At 71.5% G+C, this 20,454-nt stretch carries 16 protein-coding genes and 3 pseudogenes; 9 read left to right on the top strand and 10 right to left on the bottom strand.

Going from position 1 to position 20,454, the window contains the following annotated elements:
- Positions 1-62: 62 nt before the first annotated feature.
- Positions 63-908: a spermidine synthase gene (locus ACIBAG_RS39180; RefSeq protein WP_399112089.1), complete on the top strand. Its 846-nt coding sequence runs from the start codon at positions 63-65 to the stop codon at positions 906-908.
- Here ACIBAG_RS39180 and ACIBAG_RS39175 read toward each other — a convergent pair.
- Positions 870-2,198 carry an MFS transporter gene (locus ACIBAG_RS39175; protein WP_399112087.1) on the bottom strand — a complete coding sequence of 443 codons (1,329 nt, stop codon included), beginning with the start codon at positions 2,196-2,198 and terminating at the stop codon, positions 870-872. The genes ACIBAG_RS39180 and ACIBAG_RS39175 overlap by 39 nt on opposite strands.
- A 116-nt stretch (positions 2,199-2,314) precedes the next feature.
- Between ACIBAG_RS39175 and ACIBAG_RS39170 the strand changes: the two genes are divergently transcribed.
- Positions 2,315-2,767, top strand: a complete 453-nt coding sequence (locus tag ACIBAG_RS39170) for a DUF4442 domain-containing protein (RefSeq protein WP_399112085.1) — start codon at positions 2,315-2,317, stop codon at positions 2,765-2,767.
- 113 nt (positions 2,768-2,880) lie between these two features.
- Here the strand turns inward: ACIBAG_RS39170 and ACIBAG_RS39165 are convergent.
- Positions 2,881-3,831, bottom strand: a pseudogene (locus ACIBAG_RS39165) (UTP--glucose-1-phosphate uridylyltransferase).
- Between the two features lie 488 nt (positions 3,832-4,319).
- On the opposite strand from ACIBAG_RS39165, the gene ACIBAG_RS39160 reads away from it, so the two are divergent.
- The 3 genes from ACIBAG_RS39160 (at position 4,320) to ACIBAG_RS39150 (ending at position 8,468) form a co-directional block, all read left to right on the top strand.
- Entirely contained in the window at positions 4,320-6,038 is a 1,719-nt protein-coding gene (locus ACIBAG_RS39160; RefSeq protein ID WP_399112083.1) for an RICIN domain-containing protein, read from the top strand.
- Positions 6,039-6,202: 164 nt separating this feature from the next.
- Positions 6,203-7,747, top strand: coding sequence for a carboxylesterase/lipase family protein (locus tag ACIBAG_RS39155; RefSeq protein ID WP_399112081.1), 1,545 nt, complete (start codon positions 6,203-6,205; stop codon positions 7,745-7,747).
- Between the two features lie 73 nt (positions 7,748-7,820).
- Entirely contained in the window at positions 7,821-8,468 is a 648-nt protein-coding gene (locus ACIBAG_RS39150) for a DedA family protein (RefSeq protein ID WP_399112080.1), read from the top strand.
- 13 nt (positions 8,469-8,481) lie between these two features.
- Here the strand turns inward: ACIBAG_RS39150 and ACIBAG_RS39145 are convergent, their stop codons facing one another.
- Positions 8,482-9,012 (bottom strand): gamma carbonic anhydrase family protein, encoded by a 531-nt coding sequence (locus ACIBAG_RS39145; protein WP_399112078.1) that lies wholly within the window; start codon positions 9,010-9,012, stop codon positions 8,482-8,484.
- 110 nt (positions 9,013-9,122) lie between these two features.
- On the opposite strand from ACIBAG_RS39145, the gene ACIBAG_RS39140 reads away from it, so the two are divergent.
- A complete protein-coding gene (locus ACIBAG_RS39140; protein ID WP_399112076.1) occupies positions 9,123-9,920 on the top strand; it encodes an acyltransferase in 798 nt (265 codons plus the stop codon).
- 148 nt (positions 9,921-10,068) lie between these two features.
- On the opposite strand, the gene ACIBAG_RS39135 is transcribed toward ACIBAG_RS39140, so the two are convergent.
- Positions 10,069-10,926, bottom strand: a complete 858-nt coding sequence (locus ACIBAG_RS39135; RefSeq protein WP_399112075.1) for a DMT family transporter — start codon at positions 10,924-10,926, stop codon at positions 10,069-10,071.
- Between the two features lie 107 nt (positions 10,927-11,033).
- Here ACIBAG_RS39135 and ACIBAG_RS39130 point away from each other — a divergent pair, with 107 nt between their 5' ends.
- Both ACIBAG_RS39130 and ACIBAG_RS39125 read left to right on the top strand, forming a co-directional pair.
- On the top strand, positions 11,034-11,606 hold the full coding sequence (locus ACIBAG_RS39130) for a helix-turn-helix domain-containing protein (protein ID WP_399112074.1): 573 nt from the start codon (positions 11,034-11,036) through the stop codon (positions 11,604-11,606).
- Between the two features lie 43 nt (positions 11,607-11,649).
- Positions 11,650-12,207, top strand: coding sequence for a YbaK/EbsC family protein (locus ACIBAG_RS39125; protein WP_399112072.1), 558 nt, complete (start codon positions 11,650-11,652; stop codon positions 12,205-12,207).
- 10 nt (positions 12,208-12,217) lie between these two features.
- Here the strand turns inward: ACIBAG_RS39125 and ACIBAG_RS39120 are convergent, their stop codons facing one another.
- The gene (locus tag ACIBAG_RS39120; protein WP_399112071.1) at positions 12,218-13,321 is read right to left on the bottom strand and encodes a cation diffusion facilitator family transporter; all 1,104 of its coding nucleotides are present in this window, start codon (positions 13,319-13,321) and stop codon (positions 12,218-12,220) included.
- A 59-nt stretch (positions 13,322-13,380) separates the two neighbouring features.
- On the opposite strand from ACIBAG_RS39120, the gene ACIBAG_RS39115 reads away from it, so the two are divergent.
- Complete coding sequence (locus ACIBAG_RS39115; protein ID WP_399112069.1) at positions 13,381-13,740, top strand: ArsR/SmtB family transcription factor; 360 nt, start codon at positions 13,381-13,383, stop codon at positions 13,738-13,740.
- A 25-nt stretch (positions 13,741-13,765) separates the two neighbouring features.
- Here the strand turns inward: ACIBAG_RS39115 and ACIBAG_RS39110 are convergent, their stop codons facing one another.
- The 5 genes and pseudogenes from ACIBAG_RS39110 to ACIBAG_RS39090 form a co-directional block, all read right to left on the bottom strand.
- Positions 13,766-14,989 (bottom strand): 4-hydroxybenzoate 3-monooxygenase, encoded by a 1,224-nt coding sequence (locus ACIBAG_RS39110; protein WP_399112067.1) that lies wholly within the window; start codon positions 14,987-14,989, stop codon positions 13,766-13,768.
- Between the two features lie 90 nt (positions 14,990-15,079).
- On the bottom strand, positions 15,080-15,487 hold the full coding sequence (locus ACIBAG_RS39105; RefSeq protein ID WP_399112225.1) for a CoA-binding protein: 408 nt from the start codon (positions 15,485-15,487) through the stop codon (positions 15,080-15,082).
- A 195-nt stretch (positions 15,488-15,682) separates the two neighbouring features.
- A pseudogene (locus tag ACIBAG_RS39100) lies at positions 15,683-16,085 on the bottom strand (nuclear transport factor 2 family protein); the annotation flags it as partial.
- Positions 16,086-16,281: 196 nt separating this feature from the next.
- Positions 16,282-16,573 (bottom strand): annotated as a pseudogene (locus ACIBAG_RS39095) (MarR family winged helix-turn-helix transcriptional regulator); the annotation flags it as partial.
- 67 nt (positions 16,574-16,640) lie between these two features.
- Positions 16,641-20,294, bottom strand: a complete 3,654-nt coding sequence (locus tag ACIBAG_RS39090; RefSeq protein WP_399112065.1) for a LamG-like jellyroll fold domain-containing protein — start codon at positions 20,292-20,294, stop codon at positions 16,641-16,643.
- Between the last annotated feature and the right edge of the window lie 160 nt (positions 20,295-20,454).

Below are 20,454 nucleotides of genomic sequence, written 5' to 3'. Positions count from 1 at the left end.
CCCGCGCCCCTATAGGGCGCTCGCGTGCGCCCCGGTGAGGAGCCCCCCGGCACAATAGGAAGGTGAACGAGCCCATACCCGTCACCCGCCCCGTCGACCACGGCATCGCCAAGCTGATGCCCGACGTCGACAGGAAGCGGGCCTGGCTGCTCACCGTCGACGGGGCTCCGCAGTCGTACGTCGATCTTGACGAGCCGACGCATCTGGAGTTCGAGTACGCGCGCCGCCTCGGCCATGTCCTGGACATCGTCGCCGAGGCGGGGCGGCCGCTTGACGTCCTGCACCTCGGGGGCGGCGCGCTCACGCTGCCCCGGTATCTGGCGGCCACCCGGCCCGGCTCGCGGCAGGATGTCGTCGAGGCGGATCGGGGGCTGATGGAGCTGGTCGGCGAGCATCTGCCGGTTGCCGACGGGGACGGCATCCGGCTGCACGCCGGGGACGCCCGGGAGTGGCTGGAGGCGGCGCCGGACGACTCGGCCGACGTGCTGGTCGCCGATGTCTTCGGTGGGTCACGGGTGCCGGCGCATCTGACGTCGGTCGCCTATGTACGCCAGGCCGAACGGGTGCTGCGGGCCGGCGGCGTCTATCTGGCGAACCTCGCCGATGCCGCGCCCTTCGCCTTCCTGCGCTCCCAACTCGCCACCTGTGCCACGCTGTTCGAGGAACTCGTGCTGATCGCCGAGCCGGGTGTGCTGCGCGGGCGGCGGTTCGGCAACGCGGTGCTCGTCGCCGCCCACCGGCCCGTCGACACGGCCGCGCTGGCCCGGCTCACCGCCTCCGACGCGTTTCCGGCGCGGGTCGAACACGGGCCCGCGGTGAGGGAGTTCATCGGCGGCGCGCGACCGGTGCTGGACGAGGACGCCGTACCGTCACCCGAGCCCCCGGACGGGGCTTTCGGCATCGGCTGAGGCGGGGCGGCTGCCGGCGGTCACCTGTTTGGTACGTCGTCGCAGGTTCCGTACGTCGGGTACGCACAGGACCGCCGCCGTGACGACCACGACCAGCGCGGCGCAGCCCCACAGCGCCGAGGTGCGCCCGAACGCCGTCTCCGTCGGGCCGGCCAGGGCCGTCGCCAGCGGGACCAGGGCGACCGAGCCGAACCAGTCGTACGCGGCGACCCGGGACAGCTTGTCCTCCGGTATCTCCTGGTGGAGCGCGGTCATCCAGGAGACGCCGAACACCTCCAGCGTCACGCCGGTCACGAACATCACCGCGCACAGGACCGTGACCGGGACCGGCACGGCCAGCGCGGCGGAAGGGAGTGCGAGCGGGAAGACGCACAGGGTGCCGGCGAGGAGCAGGCGGCGCGGCTTCCAGCGGGTCATGAGCAGGGCGCCTGCGACGGTGCCGGCGCCGAAGAACCCCAGAGCCAGACCCCATGGGCCCGCGCCGCCGAGGTGGTCCCGGGCGACGAGCGGGCCGTACACCGCGTCGGCGGCGCCGACGACCGCGTTCGCGATGGAGAACTGCACGACGATGCCCCACAGCCAGGGTCGCCCGGCGAACTCCCGCCACCCGTCCCGCAGATCAGCGAGCATGCCGCCGCCCGGCGCGCGCTCGGGAACGTGACTCACGTCGAGGAACGCCCGCATGGCCCCGGCGACCGCGAAGGCCGCCGCGTCCGCCGCCAGCACCCACCCGGGCCCGATCGCGGCGACCATGGCACCGCCGAGCGCGGCACCGCCCACCGTCGCCCCCTGCATCGCCATCCGGAACACGGCGAACGCCCGGCCCGCCTCCTCGCCCTGCACCGAGGACAGCAGCATGCCCTCGGCCGCCGGGCTGAAGAAGGCCTGGCCGGTGCCGCCGAGAGCGGTCAGCAGCATCATCTGCCACAGCTGCGCCTCACCGGACAGGACCAGCACGGCGAAGGCGGCCTGCGAGAGACAGTTGAGGGCGTTGGCCGCGACCATCACCCGGTGCCGGGGCAGCCGGTCCGCCACGGCGCCGCCGATCAGCAGGAAGAGCACCAGGGGCAGGGTGCGGGAGGCGGCCACCAGACCCACGTCGCCGCCGTCGCCGCCCGCCTCCAGCACCGCGAACGCGGCGGCGATCAGCGCGCCGTGACTGCCGAGGTTCGTGACGAACGCCGCGGCGGTCAGCAGGGAGTAGTTGCGGCCCGCCCAGGCGGGGCGGCGGGAACGGCGGCGGGCGTCGGTGGCGGAAGTCACCGGCCGACTATCGCCGCCCGACCGCATGATTGCCAACCGAATTGCAGGTCACGGGCTGTATGTGCCACTTCGCCCCCCAGTCGGTACGACGCTCGTCACATCGACCTGTTCACCCGACCCTACTCGCGGGTAACCTTGCGGCCATGAGCGCAGACCAGATGTCGATCGGCGAGATGCTCGCCGCCACCGTGCCCATGGCCCGGACCCTGAACCTCGAGTTCCTGGAGACCACGCCGGAGAAGGCCGTGGTGGCTCTGCCGGACCAGAGCGACTACCACAACCACGTGGGCGGGCCGCACGCCGGTGCGATGTTCACGCTCGGGGAGTCCGCCAGCGGGGCCATCGTGCTGGCCGCGTTCGGCGAGCAGCTCTCGCGCGCCGTGCCGCTCGCGGTGCGGGCCGAGATCGCCTACAAGAAGCTCGCCATGGGCGCGGTCACCGCCACGGCGACGCTGGGCCGCCCGGCCGCCGAGGTCGTCGCGGAGCTGGACGCGGGGGAGCGGCCGGAGTTCCCGGTGGCCATCGAGATCAGGCGTGGGGACGGGGCCGTCACCGGCGAGATGACCGTCGTCTGGACCCTGCGGCCCAACAGCTGAGTCGAAGTTCTGGGCCCTACGGCTGAGCCTGGTCGTACGGCGGCAGCCTGGTCGTACGGCGGCAGGCAGGGGCCCCCACGCGGGGCCCCTGTTTCGTGTCCGGGTCTGTCCTCTCAGGCCGCGAGCCGCTCCCGCTCCGCCCTGCCGTCCTCCAGCCCCGCCACGAACTCCTTCAGCCAGGACACGAACTCCGGTCCCAGGTCCTGCCGGTCGCACGCCAGCCGTACCACCGTGCGCAGGAAGTCCGCCTTGTCGCCGGTGTCGTAGCGCAATCCCTCGAAGACGACTCCGTGGACCGTGCCGCCCGGCGCCATTTCCTGCAGTGTGTCGGTCAGCTGGATCTCGCCGCCGCGACCGGGCGGGGTGCGCTCCAGGATGCCGAAGACGACCGGGTCGAGGACATAGCGGCCGATGACCGCGTAGCGGCTCGGCGCGTTCTCGCGTGACGGCTTCTCGACGAGGCCCGTGACGCGGACCACGCCGTCCTCGGCGGACGGTTCGACGGCCGCGCAGCCGTAGCGGTGGATCTGCTCCGGGGGGACCTCCATGAGGGCGACCACGCTGCCCTCGTGGCGCTCGCGGACCTCCAGCATCCGGCTCGGCAGGGTCTCGCGCGGGTCGATGAGGTCGTCGCCGAGGAGTACGGCGAACGGCTGGTCGCCCACGTGCCGGCGGGCGCACAGCACCGCGTGGCCGAGGCCGAGCGGGTCGCCCTGGCGGATGTGGTGGATGTCGGCGAGCCGGGCGGGGTCGCGGACGGCGTCCAGCCGTACGGTGTCGCCCTTGGCGGCGAGCGCCTGCTCCAGTTCGAAGGCGTTGTCGAAGTGGTCCTCGATAGCCCGCTTGTGCCGACCGGTGATCACCAGCACGTCGTCGAGCCCGGCCGCCGCGGCTTCCTCGGCGACCTACTGGGTGGCCGGCTTGTCGACGATCGGCGGCATCTCCTTCGGGGTCGCCTTCGGCGCGGGCAGGAACCGGGTGCCGAGGCCCGCGGCGGGGACGACCGCCTTGCGGACCGTAGGGGCCGGGCCGGGGGCGGTGGGTGTGGTGTGGGGGACGATCATGCGGCCCATGCTGGTACACGGGGATGAGAGCGTGCCGGGAGAAACCTCGGAGCTTGCTGTGCGGTATGCGGAATTGAAGATTCCGTGGACCAATGTTCTTTGCCTGCACACAACTTGGTGCCGGGGCCGACGACTGTTTCGAATGCCGGTGCGGATACCGGCGGTAACCCTTCTGAATTTCCTGCTTTTTGAACGAGAGTCACTCGAACTTCTTGTTTCCTCTGCGTCGCTTGTGCGAAAGTGAGCGGCCCGACAGCCGGTCCACAGATGAGCGGCCCAGGTATGCACCAATCACGCACCTGCTTTCCGACGGACGCCAATTCCCCATGGTGTCCTGCGGCTGGGAAGGAAATGGTTCAGTGCAATCCCCCTACCCCCCACGACCGCCTTACCCGCCACGGCCCGGGGGGAGCCCCGGACGGTCCGACCGCGATCTCCTCGCGGGCCCGGGCCGGACCGGTGCGGACGGTCACGCCGTCGCTCTGCTGATGGCGCGCCACTGGCGCGCCGCCCACGACTACGCGGCCATCTGCCTCGCGTCCGCCGAGAGTTCGGCCTCCATGGTGGCCGCCGCGGCGTTCCATCGCGTGCTCGGCCGTCCGGCCGGCGGCGCACTGCGTCCCCAACTCCTCACCGCCGTACGGGAGCTGGTGAAGGAATGGGCGTCGGACCGTGCCATTTCCGCCCTGCTGCCGGAACTCGGCAAACCCACCGGAGGGCGCGGGCTGCGCGCCGCACGGTCCGCGACGCCCGAAAGACGTCATATCGCCGAGCGTGCATTCCGGGCTCTTCCGGGAGCCTCCCAATGCCTCCTCTGGCACACCGAGGTCGAGGCGGAACCGATAACCATACCAGCTGGTCTGCTGGGAGTTGACACCGGCACCGCTTCCGCCGCGCTGGAGAGAGTGCGTGAGCAATTCCGGCAAGGCTGTGTCCGCGCCCATCGCGAACTCGCGCCCACCCGCGAATGCCGTTACTACAACCGTCTCCTCGACGTCCCCATTCGCCGGGGCGGGTCCTTGTTGCCTGATGTGCAACAGCATCTGATGGACTGCCGCTACTGCCGTCACGCCGCCGAGCAGCTCAGTCATTTCGAGGGCGGACTCGACGTGCTGCTCGCCGAAACCGTGCTCGGCTGGGGCGCCCGGCGCTATCTCGACTCCCGGCCCGGCCGCGGCGGCGCCGGATCGGCGTCGGCCGTCCGCCCCCGAGGCGGCGGACGGCACCGCCCGGCCCAGCTCGCCGCACCGCGCGGACGCACGAGGGCTCTGGCGGTGGGTGTCGGTCTGACCTCCCTCGTCCTGCTCGTCACGTTGCTCACCTCCAAGGGCTGGTCCGAGGAGAGCGGTGTCCCCGACGCACAGGCGACCTGGGGCGTGCCCAGCGGGCAGTCCGTCAACCCGGGTGCGGGGTCCAGGCCCTCGACCGGCGGTTCACCGTCGGCAGCCTCGGTCGAGGACCCCGTCGAGATCGCCCAGGGCAGACTCCGCAACGTCGAACGCGGCCTGTGCCTGGACCTCCACGCGGGCGAGATCCGAACCGGTGCCCGGGCCGAGCTGGCGGTGTGCTCGTCCGCCGCGTCCCAGCAGTGGTCGTACCAGGGCAGCGGCCTGCTGCGAAGCGCGGCAGACCCCACGCTCTGCCTGGACTCCGATGCCGACAACGGCAGGGTCGTCCTGGCCGACTGCCTCGCGCACGCCGGCGAGGTGCGCTACGACCTCACCGTCCACGGGGAACTGCTGCCGCGCCGGTCCGAGGGGCTGGCGGTCGCGTCCGGAGAGGGCGGGAGCGTGGTGCTGGTCGAGCGGGACGGATCCGAGGCGCAGCGCTGGGTGCTCGACGGCGGGCTCGCGGCCGAGGGGGTGCCGGAACCCGAGCAGAAGGCGGAGGAGAAGAGGCGGGAGAAGGGGGAGGAGGAGCGCGAGGGCGGAGTACCCGCGGACCCGGAGCCCGCACCCGGGCACGAGTCGCCGGATGCCGCCGCCCCCGAGCCGCCCGAGGCCGACTCCCCGGGGGGTGAGCCGAACCGGCCTGCGGACGAGCCGGAGCCGCAGTACGAGACGCGATACGTGCAGGACGGCTCCGGCGACGAAGCCGAACCCGCCATTCCCGTCGATGCCGTCGTGGCCCTGCCGGCCGACGTGCCGGCCACCGTCTCCGGGGTCGTCGGCACGGCCACGACGAAGCTCGACTCCGCCCTCCGCTAGTCAGGGGTCACCCCGCACCGGGGTGACCCCTGCATCAGTCCCTGACGTCATTCGGCCGTTTCTCGTGCACATCATTGACACGAGTCACCGACGTTCCTAGTTTTCCCGCCGCGCCACTGCAGTCCCATGCTCACGAACGTGGAGGTGGACCGGTGATACGTCGTATGTCCGTCGCACTGTTGGCCCTCGCGGCCGCGCTCGTCACTCCCGTGCCCGCGCAGGCCGCCGATCCACCTGTCGTCCGCACGGACGCGGGCTGGGTCCGGGGTGAAACCACCGCCGAGGGACGGCAGTTCCTCGGCATCCCCTACGCCGAGCCGCCCGTCGGAGAACTCCGCTGGCGGGAACCCCGGCCGGTCCGGCCCTGGCAAGGCGTCCGTACGGCGCAGGACTTCGGCAACAAGTGTGTCCAGGGCGCGAGTTGGGACCCCGGATACGAGCGGCCGACCCACACCGAGGACTGTCTCGACCTCAATGTGTACGTCCCCGAGGGCGCCGCCCGCCGGGCTGTCCTCGTCTGGTTCCACGGCGGAGGGCTCACCGCCGGGGCCGGTCAGGACATCGTCCCCGATACGTTCGCCCGCCGGACCGGCACGGTCGTCGTGACCGTCAACTACCGCCTCGGGGCGATGGGCTTCCTCGCCACGGCCGGCTTGGACGGCGAGGCCCGCGACGGGGTTTCCGGCAACTTCGGCATGCTCGACCAGCAGGCCGCGCTGCGCTGGGTGCGCGCCAACATCGGCCGCTTCGGCGGCGACCCGGGCCGTGTGACCATCGCGGGCGAGTCGGCGGGCGGCCGCTCGGTCTGCACCCAGCTGGCCTCGCCGACGGCGAAGGGGCTGTTCCGGGCCGGGATCATCCAGAGCGGGGCGTACGGCGACTGCGGTGCGCGTACGCACGAGACCGCCGTGGCCCAGGGCGCCGAATTCGCGCGGAAGCTCGGCTGCACCGACCTGGCCTGCCTGCGCGCCAAGCCGGCCGCCGACATCCTGGCCGCGCAGAGCGGCTTCGACTGGGCGCCCGTGACCGGCGGTGCCTTCCTGCCCCGGCAACCGAGGGAGGCGTTCGCTCAGGGAGCCGCGGCCGGCGTACCGGTCATGAACGGTGCGAACCAGGACGAAGGCCGCCTCTTTGCCTTCGGCCGCTTCGACCTGAACGGCACCCCGCTCACCGCCGAGCAGTACCCGACCGTGATGAGGACGGACTACGGCGACGACGCGCTCGCGCGCTACCCCCTGTCGTCGTACCCCTCCCCGACCATCGCGTACGCCACGGCCCAGGGCGACCAGCTGTTCGCCTGCCCGGCCCTGCGCCTCGACGGCACGCTCGCCGGACGCGGCAAGGTCTACGCGTACGAGTTCGCCGACCGCACCTCCCCGCCCTTCGCCTCCCTGCGCGACCTCGGCACGGACTTCGACTTCGGCGCGACCCACGTCAACGAGGTGCAGTACCTCTTCAAGCACTTCGGCCTTCCGTCACCGCTGAACGCCGAGCAGCGGACGCTGGCGCGGCAGATGGTCCAGTACTGGGGCTCCTTCGTCCGGGACGGTGTGCCACGCGCGGCGGGCCAGCCCGCCATGCCCGCCCGCCCCGGCACCGTACTGACGCTCCGCACCCTGTCCTCCGGCGGGAACGAGTTGAGCACCACCGTGCACCGTGAGCACAAATGCAACCTGTGGGACACCGAGACCGTCTCACAGAGCAGGTAGGCTGCCCCGGCGCACGCTCTCAGCCGAGCGTGCGCCGGGAACAACAAGGTCCAGGAACCGAGAGGAAGCGGCGTTGCACGTCCAGGAATGGCTCGAAACGGTGCCCCCGCTCGCCATCTATCTGCTGGTCGGCGTGGTCATCGGCCTGGAGAGCCTGGGCATCCCGCTGCCCGGCGAGATCATCCTGGTCTCCTCGGCGCTGCTCGCCTCACAGCACGGTGAGATCGACCCGTTCGTGCTCGGCGCCTGTGCGACCGCGGGCGCGATCATCGGTGACTCCATCGGCTACGCCATCGGCCGCAAGGGCGGCCGCCCCCTCCTGACCTGGCTGGGCACGAAATTCCCGAAGCACTTCAGCGAGGGCCATATCGCCACCGCCGAGCGCTCCTTCCAGAAGTGGGGCATGTGGGCCGTCTTCTTCGGCCGCTTCGTCGCCCTCCTGCGCATCTTCGCCGGCCCCCTCGCGGGCGTCCTGCGGATGCCGTACTGGAAGTTCCTGATCGCCAACGTCTTCGGCGGCATCCTCTGGGCGGGCGGCACGACCGCGGTCATCTACTACGTCGGTGTGGTCGCCGAGTCCTGGCTGAAGCGCTTCTCGTGGCTGGGTCTGGTGGCGGCGGTCCTGATCGGCCTGACGTCGATGCTGATCATCAAGCGCAAGGCGAAGAAGGCGCAGGTGGCTGCGCAGCCGGAGCCCGAGCCTGTGGGCGCCGGGGACTGAAACGCCGCCTTCCTCAGCCCCCGTGCTCTGCCCGGTGTGCCTTCGCCAACTCCGCATACATGGTCCCGTTGAGCGTGACACCCTGACGCTCTTCCTCGGTGAGCTCCCGCTTCACCTTGGCCGGCACCCCCGCGACAAGCGACCCGGGCGGCACCCGCATCCCCTGCGGCACCAACGCCTGCGCGGCAACCAGGGACCCCGCACCGATGACCGCCCCGTTCAACACGGTCGCCCCCATGCCGATCAAGCAGTCGTCCTCAACGGTCGCCCCATGCACCACGGCGTTGTGACCGACCGACACCCGCTCCCCGATGCTCACCGGGAACCCGGGATCGGCATGCAGCGTGCAGTTGTCCTGGATGTTGCTCTGCGCGCCGACGGAGATCCGCTCGACGTCACCCCGCACCACGGCGCCGTACCAAACGCTCGCCCCCGCCGCCAAGGTCACGTCCCCGATCACCGACGAGGTCGGCGCCACGAAGGCGGTGTCCTCGATCTTCGGTGCCCGGCCCCCGATACCCATGACCAGCGCCCTCTGCGTCATCGCTCTCTCCTCCTCGCCGACCTCGTAGACGCACCGTACGCCACCCGCTGGGGTGAAGATCACACGCCCTCGACCTCATACGGACACCGAAGCCTCAGTACGGTGAGCCCGTGCCGAAGCGTAAGAACACGTTCTCATCCTGGCGGCGCGGCCTCACGCAGCGCGCCGTCCACGCGGCCTGGGCCTGGGCGCAGCGCGCGGGTTCGGTGACCGCCGAGAATCCCGGCCGCCTCCGCTTCGGCTCGATCGGCGAAGCCACCCGCCTCGCCTTCCCGCTCGGCACTGTCTTCGGCGAGCCTTGGATCCACCTCGGCTCCCACTGCATCGTCGGCGAGCAGGTGACGCTGACCGCCGGTCTGATGCCCGACCTCGACCTGGGCCCGGAGCCGATCCTGCGCATAGGGGACGGCGTCGTGCTGGGCCGCGGCAGCCATGTCATCGCCGACACGACGGTCACCATCGGCAGCGACTGCTACTTCGGGCCGTACGTCTACGTCACGTCCACCAACCACTCGTACGACGATCCGCACGAGCCCATCGGCAAGCAGTGGCCCCGCATGGAGCCGGTCTCGATCGGCCCGGGATGCTGGATCGGTACCGGTGCGGTGATCCTGCCGGGCGCGCGGATCGGGCGGAACGTCGTGGTCGCGGCCGGTGCGGTGGTGCGGGGCACGGTGCCCGACCACGCCGTAGTGGCGGGGGCGCCCGCCCGTGTCGTACGGCGCTGGACACCCGGTGAGGGCTGGCAGCCGCCGCTGCGGACCCCGGCGCCGGTCCCGATACCGGACGGGATCACGCCCGAGCAGCTCCAGGCGCTGTCCGAGCTGGACGAGGAGACGGCGGCGAAGCTGGCGGAGCTGGACGAGAAGGCCGCCGCCGAACTCGCCGAACCGGCCGCGGAGGCCTGAGCCGGTCGGTCGGGGTGTGCCCGCGGAGGCCTGAGCCGGTCGGTCGGGGTGTGCCTGCGGAGGCCTGAGCCGGTCGGTCGGGGAGTGCCCGCGGAGGCCTGAGTCCGCCCGGTAGCGGGCCTGAACCCGCCGGTCCCGGAGTGCTGGGTCAGCCGGCCGCCAGCAGCACCGTGCCCATCAGCGCGAGCCCCGCACCCGCCGCCTGCACCGCCAGTAGCCTCTCCCGCAGGAATCCGCGCGCGGCGAGCGCGGTCACTACCGGATAGAGCGAGGCGAGCAAAGCCGCCACGGTGACCGGGCCATGGTGTGCGGCGACCACATATGTGCCGTTCGCCGCGACGTCGGCGAGGCCCACGAAGGCGAACGCGGGCAGCGAGCGCCAAGGGATGCCGCCGTCCGGGAGGGCGGCCGCGCCCCGCCGTACCGACACGTACAACGCGAGGCCGCCGGCCGCCACGTTGACCACGCGCTGGACGAAGAGCGCGAGGAACAGGCCCGTGATGGTGGTCGACGCCTCCGCGATCAGCGCGAACACCGCGCCGAAACCGAAGGCCGCGATCAGCGTGAGCAGGATGGCCTGCCGCTGTACGGGCGCACCCCGCAACTGCGGTCCGCCCGCGAGTGCGACACCGAGCACGGCGACCGCGATCCCCGCGATCTGCACCAGTCCGGGGCGCTCGCCGAGGAACAGGCCCACACCGACCGGGACCGCCACACCCACCGTGCCCAGCGGGGAGACCACGCCCATCGGGCCGAGCGCGAGCGCCTTGTAGAAGCAGAGCAGGGCGACCGGGCCCACCACGCCGGCGGCGACCGCGAACCACAGCCGGGAGTCGGCCTCACGCCAGCCGCCCGTGGCGACCACGATCACGCCGAGCACGGCGGCGGCGATCGCCTGCGAGACGACCACCACCGTGAGCGCGGGGGTGCGCCGGGTCAGCAGTCCGCCGCCGAAGTCGGCCAGCCCCCACAACAGGCTGGTGGCCAGGGCGAAGAGTGCTGTCACGGGTGGCCTCGCAGTACAGTTCGATGCACGATCGGGTGCATCCCACGGTAGTGCATCAGATTGGACCCTGTCATCCAGAATAATGAACTCCGGAACTTGGACGGAATGTGTCGGACCTCGAACTGCTGACCCAGTCCCTGGCGCGCAATGTCAAGCATTGGCGCGCGGTGCGCGGCTTCACGCTGGACGTGCTCGCCGCCCGGGCAGGCGTCAGTCGCGGCATGCTCATCCAGATCGAGCAGGCGCGCACCAACCCCAGCCTCGGCACGGTCATCAAGATCGGGGACGCGCTCGGGGTCAGCATCACCACGCTCCTCGACTACGAGCAGGGACCGAAGGTGCGGGTCGTCCCGGCCGACCAGGTCGTGCGGCTGTGGCACACCGACGCGGGCAGCCACAGCCGGCTCCTCGCCGGCACCGAGGCGCCCGGCCCGCTGGAGATGTGGCACTGGCGGGTGATGCCGGGCGAGAGCAGCACCTCGGACCCGCACCCCGTCGGCACCGTCGAGATCGTCCATGTCACGGCGGGCGAACTGACCCTCACCGTCGACGGCACCGACTACCTCGTCCCGGCCGGCGCGAGCGCCACCTTCGAGGCCGACGCCCCGCACACGTACGGCAATCGGGGCGACGTCCCCGTGGAGTGGATGCTGGCCGTCTCGGTCCCGCCCGCCCGCTGAGATCTCGCCCCGACGGCGTCGGCGGTCCTGTTAGCGTGCGCTCATGGACGCACCCATCGGACACTTCGACAACGCCGCCCCCGCCCCCGCCTGCCTCGACGAGCTCACCCGCCCGGTCGCCGACGCCGTACGCCACTGGCACGGCAGCGTCCCCGCCGACCAGATCGTCTACGTCGAGACCGATCCGCGGTGGGCCGACACCGCCGTGTTCGTCGAGCACTACGGGCGGGAACTGCTGGAGCAGTCCGCGAACTGCGTGGTCGTCGCCGGCAAGCGCGGCGGCGAGACCACGCTTGCCGCGTGCGTCGTACTCTCCACCACCCCAGTCGACGTGAACGGTGTCGTGCGGCGTCAACTGGGCGCCCGAAAGGCGTCGTTCGCCTCCATGGACACGGCGACCGGCGAGACCGGCATGGAGTACGGCGGCATCACGCCGATCGGACTGCCCGACGACTGGCCTGTGCTGGTGGACTCGGCCGTCGTCGACCTGCCGTACGTCCTGGTCGGCAGCGGGCGCCGGCGGGGCAAGCTGCTGGTGCCGGGGAAGGCCTTCGCGGAGCTGCCGGGGGCGGTCGTACTGGAGGGGCTCGGCGTCGCCTGAGCGGGCGGGCTCAGGCCTTGGCGTGGTGGGCCAGGGCCAGATGCGGATCCGCCTCGCCCGGCACCGGTTGCGGATCGGCGTGGACCAGGGCCGCGGTGAGCCGGGGTACGGCGTGCAGCAGGGCGTGTTCGGCATCGACGGCGATGGCGTGCGCCTGACGTACCGTCACCTCGCCGTCCACGACGACCGCCACCTCGGCGCGCAACCGGTGCCCGATCCAGCGCAGCCGCAGCTCGCCCACCTCACGCACGCCCGCGACCTCCCGAAGCGCCCGCTCGGCCCGGTCCACCAGGGCCGGGTCCACGGCGTCCATCACCCGGCGGAACACCTCGCGCGCCGCGTCCCGCAGCACCAGCGTGATCGCGGCCGTGATCGCCAGCCCCACGATCGGGTCCGCGAGTTGCCAGCCCAGTGCGGCACCGCCCGCGCTCAACAGGACGGCCAGTGAGGTGAATCCGTCGGTACGGGCGTGCAACCCGTCCGCGACCAGCGCGGCCGAGCCGATCGCGCGGCCCACCCGGATCCGGTACCGGGCCACCCACTCGTTTCCCGCGAACCCGACGAGTGCCGCCACGGCCACGGCCGGGATGTGCTCCATGGGGCGCGGGTCGAGGAGGCGGTCGACGGCCGTCCACGCCGCGAAGGCCGCGGACGCGGCGATCGTCAGCACGATGACGATGCCCGCGAGATCCTCCGCCCGCCCGTAGCCGTAGGTGAAGCGACGGTTCGCCGCGCGCCGGCCGAGCACGAAGGCGATGCCGAGCGGTACGGCGGTCAGCGCGTCCGCCGTGTTGTGCACGGTGTCCCCGAGCAGCGCCACCGAACCGGAGACGACCACCACGACCGCCTGAACGAGCGCCGTCACGCCGAGCACGGCGAGCGAGACCCACAGGGCGCGCATGCCGCGGGCGGAGGACTCCAGCGCCGAGTCGAGCTTGTCGGCGGTTTCGTGGGAGTGGGGGCGCAGGAGGTGGGTGAGGCGGTGGCGGAGGCCGGCGGCGGAGTGGGGACGGGGGTGGTCGTGCTCGTGGCGGGGCTCGTGTGCGCTCCCGTGCGCATGGGCGTGCCCGTGCTCATGGTGGTGCTCGTGCTCGTGCTCGTGCCGGTCGCTCACGGCGTCCCCTTCCGGTGCGCGGGTGGACGCGAAGCCGCCCACCCCGCCATTATGTGCGTATGAGCGCACGCATGCACCTGTCACCTGCGAACGATGCGCACCCGCGCACCCCGGGCGAGGAGCAGTTCGCGCTCGCCGCCGAACTGCTGGCCCTGCTCGGCGACCGCACCCGCCTCACGCTGCTGCACGCCCTGACGGCGGGGGAGGCCGACGTCACCACGCTCACCGAGGCCTGTGGCGCGGCTCGGCCGGCCGTCAGCCAGCATCTGGCCCGGCTGCGCCTCGCCGGACTGGTGAACACACGCAAGGAGGGCCGCCGGGTGATCTACTCCCTGCGCGACGGCCATCTGCGCCGCCTCGTCGACGAGGCGCTGAACGTGGCGGACCACCGGCTGAGCGACCGGCCGCTGCACGACTGACGGAGCGCCGCCGCAATCCGGGGGCTCAGTAGCCGGTGTTCTTGCCCAGGTACTGCTCGGCGAACGCCATCGCCGCGGTCGGGGAGCCGAAGAGGCGGCGCAGTCGGGCGAGGGTGGTGCCCGCGCGGTAGGGGTCGCCCGAGGACGGGCCGTGGTAGACCTCGGAGAGCCAGTGGGAGAACTCCTGGTAGTCCCACACCCGGCGCAGGCAGGCCGCCGAGTAGCCGTCCAGGCCGGTGTCGTCGCCCTTCGTGAGGTGGGCGATGAGCGCGTCGCCGAGCAGGAACGCGTCGTGCAGGGCGAGGTTCATGCCCTTCGCGGCGATCGGGGCGGTCAGATGGGCGGCGTCGCCGGCCAGGAAGAGGCGGCCGAACACCATGGGCTCGACCACGTAGCTGTGCATGTCGAGGACGCGCTTCTCGATCAGCCGCCCCTCCGTCAGCGCGGGCGCGCCGTTCGCACCGAGCCGCTGCCGCAGCTCCGTCCAGACCCTGTCGTGCGACCAGTTCTCCGGGTCGTCGCCCGGCGGGCACTGGAGGTAGTAGCGCGTCACCTCGGCGCTGCGCTGCATGTGCCCGGCGAACCCGCGTGGATGCATGCCGAACACGACACAGTCGGCGGACGGCGGCGCCTCGGCGAGCAGCGCCAGCCAGCCGACGCCGTAGTCGCCGCGCGAGATGCGGGCACGGCCGGCCGGCACGGCGGTGCGCGACACTCCGCGCGCGCCGTCGCAGCCGGCCACGAAGTCGCAGTGCACGAGCTCGCGCCGACCCGTCTCCGGGTCGGTGTACGCCACCGAGGGGTGGTCGGTGTCGAGGTCGTGCAGTTCCACGTCCTGAACGCCGAAGCGTACGGCCCCGCCCCGCACGTCCGTGTACTCCCGCACCAGGTCCGTCACCAGCAACTGCTGGGGGTACACCCAGTGGTGAAGCCCCGTCAGCTGCCCGTACTCGAACCGGTAGCGCTCCCCGGCGAACCGGAACTCGCACTCGGTGTGCCGCTGCGCCCGCTCCAGCAGCGTGTCCGCGAGACCCCGCCGCTCGAGTCCGCGTACGGCCCACTCCTCGATGACCCCGGCCCGTGGCCGCCGCTCGATGAACGGGCGGGTCTCGGTCTCCAGGACCAGACAGTCGACGGACGCCGCCCGCAGGATGTTGCCGATGGTCAGGCCGGCCGGCCCGGCGCCCACGATGACGACCGGAAAGCGTTGCGGGGCACCGGAGTTGGGGTGGGGGGAGGTGGAGGTCACCCGAGCATTATGAGGCGGCCGACGTGCGGAAGGGAGGGCTCCGAGGCGGTGGGTGAGTGGCTCGGCGTTGCGGCGGCTGTCGCCGTCCGGTCAGCCCAGCCGCGGAATCTCGATGGCTGGGCAGCGGTCCATGACCATGTCGAGCCCGGCGGCGCGGGTGCGGTCGTAGGCGGCCTCGTCGATGACGCCGAGCTGGAACCAGACGGCCTTGGCGCCGATGGCCGCGGCTTCGTCGGCGACGGCCCCGGCGAGGTCGCTGTTGACGAACACGTCGACGACGTCGACTTCGAAGGGGATCGCCTCCAGGGAGGGATACCCCTGTTCCCCGTGGACCGTCTCCGCCTTCGGGTGCACGGGCACGATGCGCTTGCCGAAGCGCTGGAGGACGTCGGCGACCCCGTATGCCGCACGCCGCTGGTTCGTGGACAGGCCCACGACGGCCCAGGTGTCGCCGAGCTCGGTGAGGATCTTGCGGACTGCCGCCGGGTCGCCGTACACGCTCGGCCTCCTTGGGATCGGTGCGAGAGCTGTCGTCGTGGTCAACGGCGGGCCGGGTGCGGTGATTCCCGGGTGCGGGCCGACCCGGCCGGGTGCCGGGTCGCCCTTGACCTCGCCGAAGGCCCCGCGATCTCCGCGCGGCGACAACTTCTCCGCGCCGGTCGCGAGTTGAGTCAGTCGGCCATGGCCTCGCGCGACGAGGGCGGTCTCGACGAACTGCTCGAAGCGGACGATCAGTCCGCCCCGGACGGTGAAGTGGTGGGCGGTGCGGACATTGATCGGCTTGCCGGTCGCCTTGTTGGTCGCGGTGTACCGGGCGAGGACGACGACGTTCTCGCCCTCGGTGACAGAGGTGTCGTCGTGCGCGGTCCAGTCGTCCCAGTCCTGGGCGAGCTTCTCCATGACGTTGCCGGTGACGCCGTCAGGGGGTGCGATAGGTGCCGGCGAGGGGGAAGCCGGCCATCTCCGTCCACTCCACGTCGGGGGCGAGGGTGGCGCGCAGCGCTGCCGGGTCGCGGTTGGCCGAGGCCAGGTACCGGCGGCGTACGACGTCGGCGGGTGCGGTGGAGGTCGCGAAGCCGGTGCTGCCGTGGGGCATCTCGGTCAGCCCCACTTCATCTCACCCTTGGCGACCTGCGCGCCGATCTGGGCGGCGATCAGCATGCCGTCGTCCGGGTGGCGCTTGACGAGCGCGTCCGTCAGGGCGGCAGCGTCGGCGGCCCTGCCGGGCCCTTCCTCGAAGGCGGCGAGGTAGTCGCGGGTGGCGGTGATGGCGGAGGCGTCGGCGGGGGGCCGGGCAGGCGGTGGAGTTCGCCCCGGGCCGAGCGGCTGAGGATGCGGTTCTCGGCGAACCGCTCGCGGTCCTCGGGTGGCAGGGGGGCCAGGAAGTAGCGGCGGATGTTGTCCACATGCAGCCTCGACGCGCGCACGGTGGTCTCCTCGCCCAACGGGGTCAGGCGTACCAGCCGGCCGCGCCGGTCTCCGGGGTCCTCGGTGCGCTCGACCGCCCGCCGCCTCCATCCGGTCCACCAGGCGGGTCACCCCGCCCGTGGTCAGCACCTGCTCATGGGCGATGGCCCGGGCGGACGGCGCCCCCGGCGGGACGCCGTCCCCGTGCGTCACCGGCGGCCGGTCGCCGCCGGTGACGGTCACCTCATCGCACCTCCCGTGCATAGGGCGCGACCGTGATCCGGTCGATCAGCGGCGCGTGGCGGGAGCGGAGCAGCACGCCGGGGAAGGTGTCCGAGGCGTAGGTGGTGCCGTCGAAGTTCGGCAGCTCCTCGGAGCGGAAGGTGATCGCGTTCTGTCCCTTCTCGAGGTGGACGGGGACGGTCAGCTCCCAGAAGTTGTTCGCGTGGAAGCTGTGCGGGAAGCCGACGCGCCGCATGTCGCCGCCGTTGACGGTGATGTCGGCGTGGCGGGCGAGCGGGTCCGGGTTGTAGTGGGTGGCCTCGGACTGCTCGGGGTTGGAGTAGCGGATGCGCAGCGCGTGCAGGCCGGCCCGGTCGGCCTGCACGGTGAACGTCGCCGTGTTGCCGTTGCCCGGGTCGCCGCCGACGCCGGTGATCGCCGTGCCGGCCGTGGCCAGGGAGAGCGGGGTCAGCGTGGCCGAGCCGGCCAGCTTTGCGTCGCTCGCCTCGTAGGTACGCGCCGGGAGCGTGCCCTCGGTCGGCGTGACCCTGAGGCGGTCGACGAGCGTTGTGGCCGAACCTCCGGTCACCGTCACCTTGTTGACGCCGCCCGAGAGGGAGACGGCCACGCTGCTCGTGCCGTTGCCCAGGCGCCGGACGTCGTGCCCGTTGACCGAGAGACGGGCACCTGAGCCACCGAGGGTGTCGACCTTGAGGGTGGCCTCGCGGTCGGCGGGTGAGTAGACCCAGAACGTGGCGGTCTGGCCCTTCGCCAGCCGGGCCGCGCCCGAGCCGGTGGCCGGCTGCTTCGGCAGGTCGTAGGCGGGCCGCGCCCCGCCGCTCAGCCAGGCCAGCTCGCCCTCGTACACCTGGGTGTTCGCCGAAGCCTCCGGCAGGGACAGGGTGAGGCGGTCGACTATGGCGTCACCCTTGGTGGCGCGCTTGCCGTCGAGGCTCGTGGCGGCGAGCGTCAGGGTGTGCCTGCCCTTGGTGAGCCGGACCTTGGTGTCGGCGTGGTCCCACACCACCCACTTGTAGCCGAGCGGCAGATGCAGCTCCTGCTCGCTGTCCGCCCTGCCGTCCACCCGTAGGGAGACGTTGGTGGGGCCCTGTTCCTTCACCTTGTCGAAGGTGTTGAGGGAGTTGGCGAAGACGCTCAGATCGTAGGTGCCGTCCTCGGGCACGTCCACGGCGAAGTCGAGCGTGAGGTCCGAGCCGGTGCGCAGACCGCCCACGTCGTAGCCGCCGGAGGTGTAGAACTTCGACACGTCACGCGGCGAGCCCTCCGGGCCGTTCCTGGAGTAGCCGGACCCGGTGTGGGCGGCGTCCTCCGCCTCGTACGACGACTGCCAGCGAAGGGGCGGGGACTGCGTGCCCTTCGCCTTCCCGGCGGGGCTGAGGACGATCTCGTACGCCGAGGACTCCTTCAGCTTCGGCAGCGTGCCGTCGCCGAAGTCGACGACCACCGTGCCGTCGTCACCGACCTCCAGGTTCTGCTCGGCGAGCAGCTTCGGGCCGGAGTTGTCGCCCACCTGTCCGCTCCACTCGATCTCCTTCACCCAGGCGTGCACACGGTCCCCGAACACCTTCTTGGGGACGCCCGTGAACGCGATGTGGCCCTTGCCGGTGGAGCCGCCGAAGATCAGCCGGGACTGCTTCTTCTTCTCGTCGAGCGTGGCGACGCCCTGCATGGTGTAGTTCTCGCCGGGGAACGGCGGGGTCACCTTCACCGTGTGCCCGCTCATCGAGGCGTACGAGTGCAGCAGCCACCACTGGCCGTTGCCCCGGTTCGACTGCACCGCGGAGGCGGAGAGGTTGCCGTCGATGTTCCAGTACGCGATGTCGGCGTCGACCTTGGACTCCTCGATCGCGGACACCCACTGGATCATCTGGCCGGGGACCGAGGTGTGGTAGTTGAAGGCGTACTCGTTGATGTTGATCGGGAGCCGGGTGCCCTCCTTGGCAGTGCCCTTGAACAGGTCCTTCTCCCACGCCCGGTACTTGGCGACGCTCGCGCGGACCGCCTCCGGGTGACTCAGCTCGTGCCAGCTGATGACGTCCGGGAGGGTGCCGGCGGCCAGCGCGTGCGTGAGGAATCCCTTCACCTGCTCGTACAGGATGCTGGTGTTGGGTCCGGCGATGCGGGCGCCGGGCATCCTGCTCTTGATGAGCTGGTAGAAGTCGTCCCAGGCGGCGAAGTAGTCGTCCGGGTCGTCCAGCCAGCTGACCTTGTTGTAGCTCCACTCGCCGGTGCCGAACATGTTGCCCTCGGGCTCGTTGAACGGCACGAAGACGATGTTGTCCTGGTACTCCTTCGGCAGCTTCAGGACCTGGTCGACCTGCGTCGCGATCTTCTCCCGGTAGAGCTTCAGCTTCTCCTCGGGGGTGCTGCCCGGCCACTGGTACGGGAAGCCGCGGTGGATGTCGGTCATGTAGATGTACACGTCGCCGTCGGTGGAGTCGGCCAGCGGCTTGACCACTTCCAGGGCGTCCGCACCGGGGTGCTGCGGGCCGTCCTGGGCCTTGGTGGACACGGTGCGCAGGCCCATGCCCTCGATGAGATTGTTGGTGGGGACGTCCGGACCGTACACGCCGTAGAGGGTGCCGGAGGCGCCGCCGTGGAACGCGCCGGTGTCCGAGCCCAGGTCGACGGTCAGCTGTCCCTCACGGAGCACGGTGACCGTCGCCTTCACGGCGCGTCCGGCCGCTGTTCCCGCCACGGTGAACGTCCCTGGCTGCGCGTACTTCTCGGGCGGTACGGCGTCCCAGGTGGCCGGCATGTCGCGGTCGTAGCCGTCGGAGAAGGAGGAGCGGACGGCGGCAGGGAGGGACGGGGCGGTCCCGGTCGTGGTGCGGACCTCGAAGGATGTCCGCGAGAGCTGCTGGAAGGTGGGGATGTTCCCGACCAGGCCGGCCACCTGGTCGGAGCTGAGCGCCGCGTGCCACACGGTGAAGTCGTCGATCGCGCCCTGGAACAGCGGATCCGGCCAGAAGGACTTGCCGATGTAACCGGCCGACGTGGCCGAACCGCCCAGCAGATCCTTGGCGTTCATGGTCGTCCTGGCGGAGGAGACCGCCACGCCGTCGAGGTAGGTGGTGAGCCGGTCGGCGGAGGTGTCGAGGGTGACGGTGACGGTGCGCCACTCGTTCGCGGGAAGCGTCGCGTAGCCGTTGACCTGTGTCTCCGCGCCCCCCGCGCCGGTGGTCATGGCCGTGCGCAGTGCCCCGTCGCCGCTGTACGGGGTCGTCTGGAGATACGCGGTGGTGTCGGTGCCCAGATCGAAGATCCGCTGCCAGGGCGATGTGCCGCCGCTCCACTTCACGCGGGCGGAGACCGTCAAGTCGGTGGCATCGCCCAGCACTTCGCGGGGAAGGCGGACGTACGCGCCGTCGGAGGCACTCGACCCGCCGGGCAGGGCGAGTGCCTTGCCTCCGTCCGTGCCCTCGACGGACTCGGCGGTGGAGCTGTTGACCAGGCTCGCGGTGCGGCCGTTGCCGGAACTGTCGATGATCTTTCCGGAGGAGAGGTCGTCCTGGTCGAAGGTGTAGCGGACGGTGGGGGGAGGCGCCTCGGCAGCCTGCGCCGGGACGGCCGGTGCGGCCAGCAGGCCCGCGCCGAGAGCCACTGCCGCAGCGGTCGGGGCCAGGCGCCGGGCGGATCTGTCAACGGATGACATGGATCGCGTCCTCAATCCTTGAGTGTCGGCATTTCGTCGAACCGGTTCGATCTCATGCGCCACGCAGGTACGGGCACCCTACTGATCGGCGGAACGGCGGCCGCGCTCCGAAGAAAACGCGCCAAGGGCGTCCGAACGTGGGAAGGATCAGTTCATCGAA

Origin of the sequence: Streptomyces sp. NPDC051243, assembly GCF_044455405.1 — a bacterium.
GTDB lineage: Bacteria > Actinomycetota > Actinomycetes > Streptomycetales > Streptomycetaceae > Streptomyces.
The sequence above is the reverse complement of the archived record's forward strand: the minus strand, read 5'-3'. Positions and strand labels throughout refer to the sequence as shown.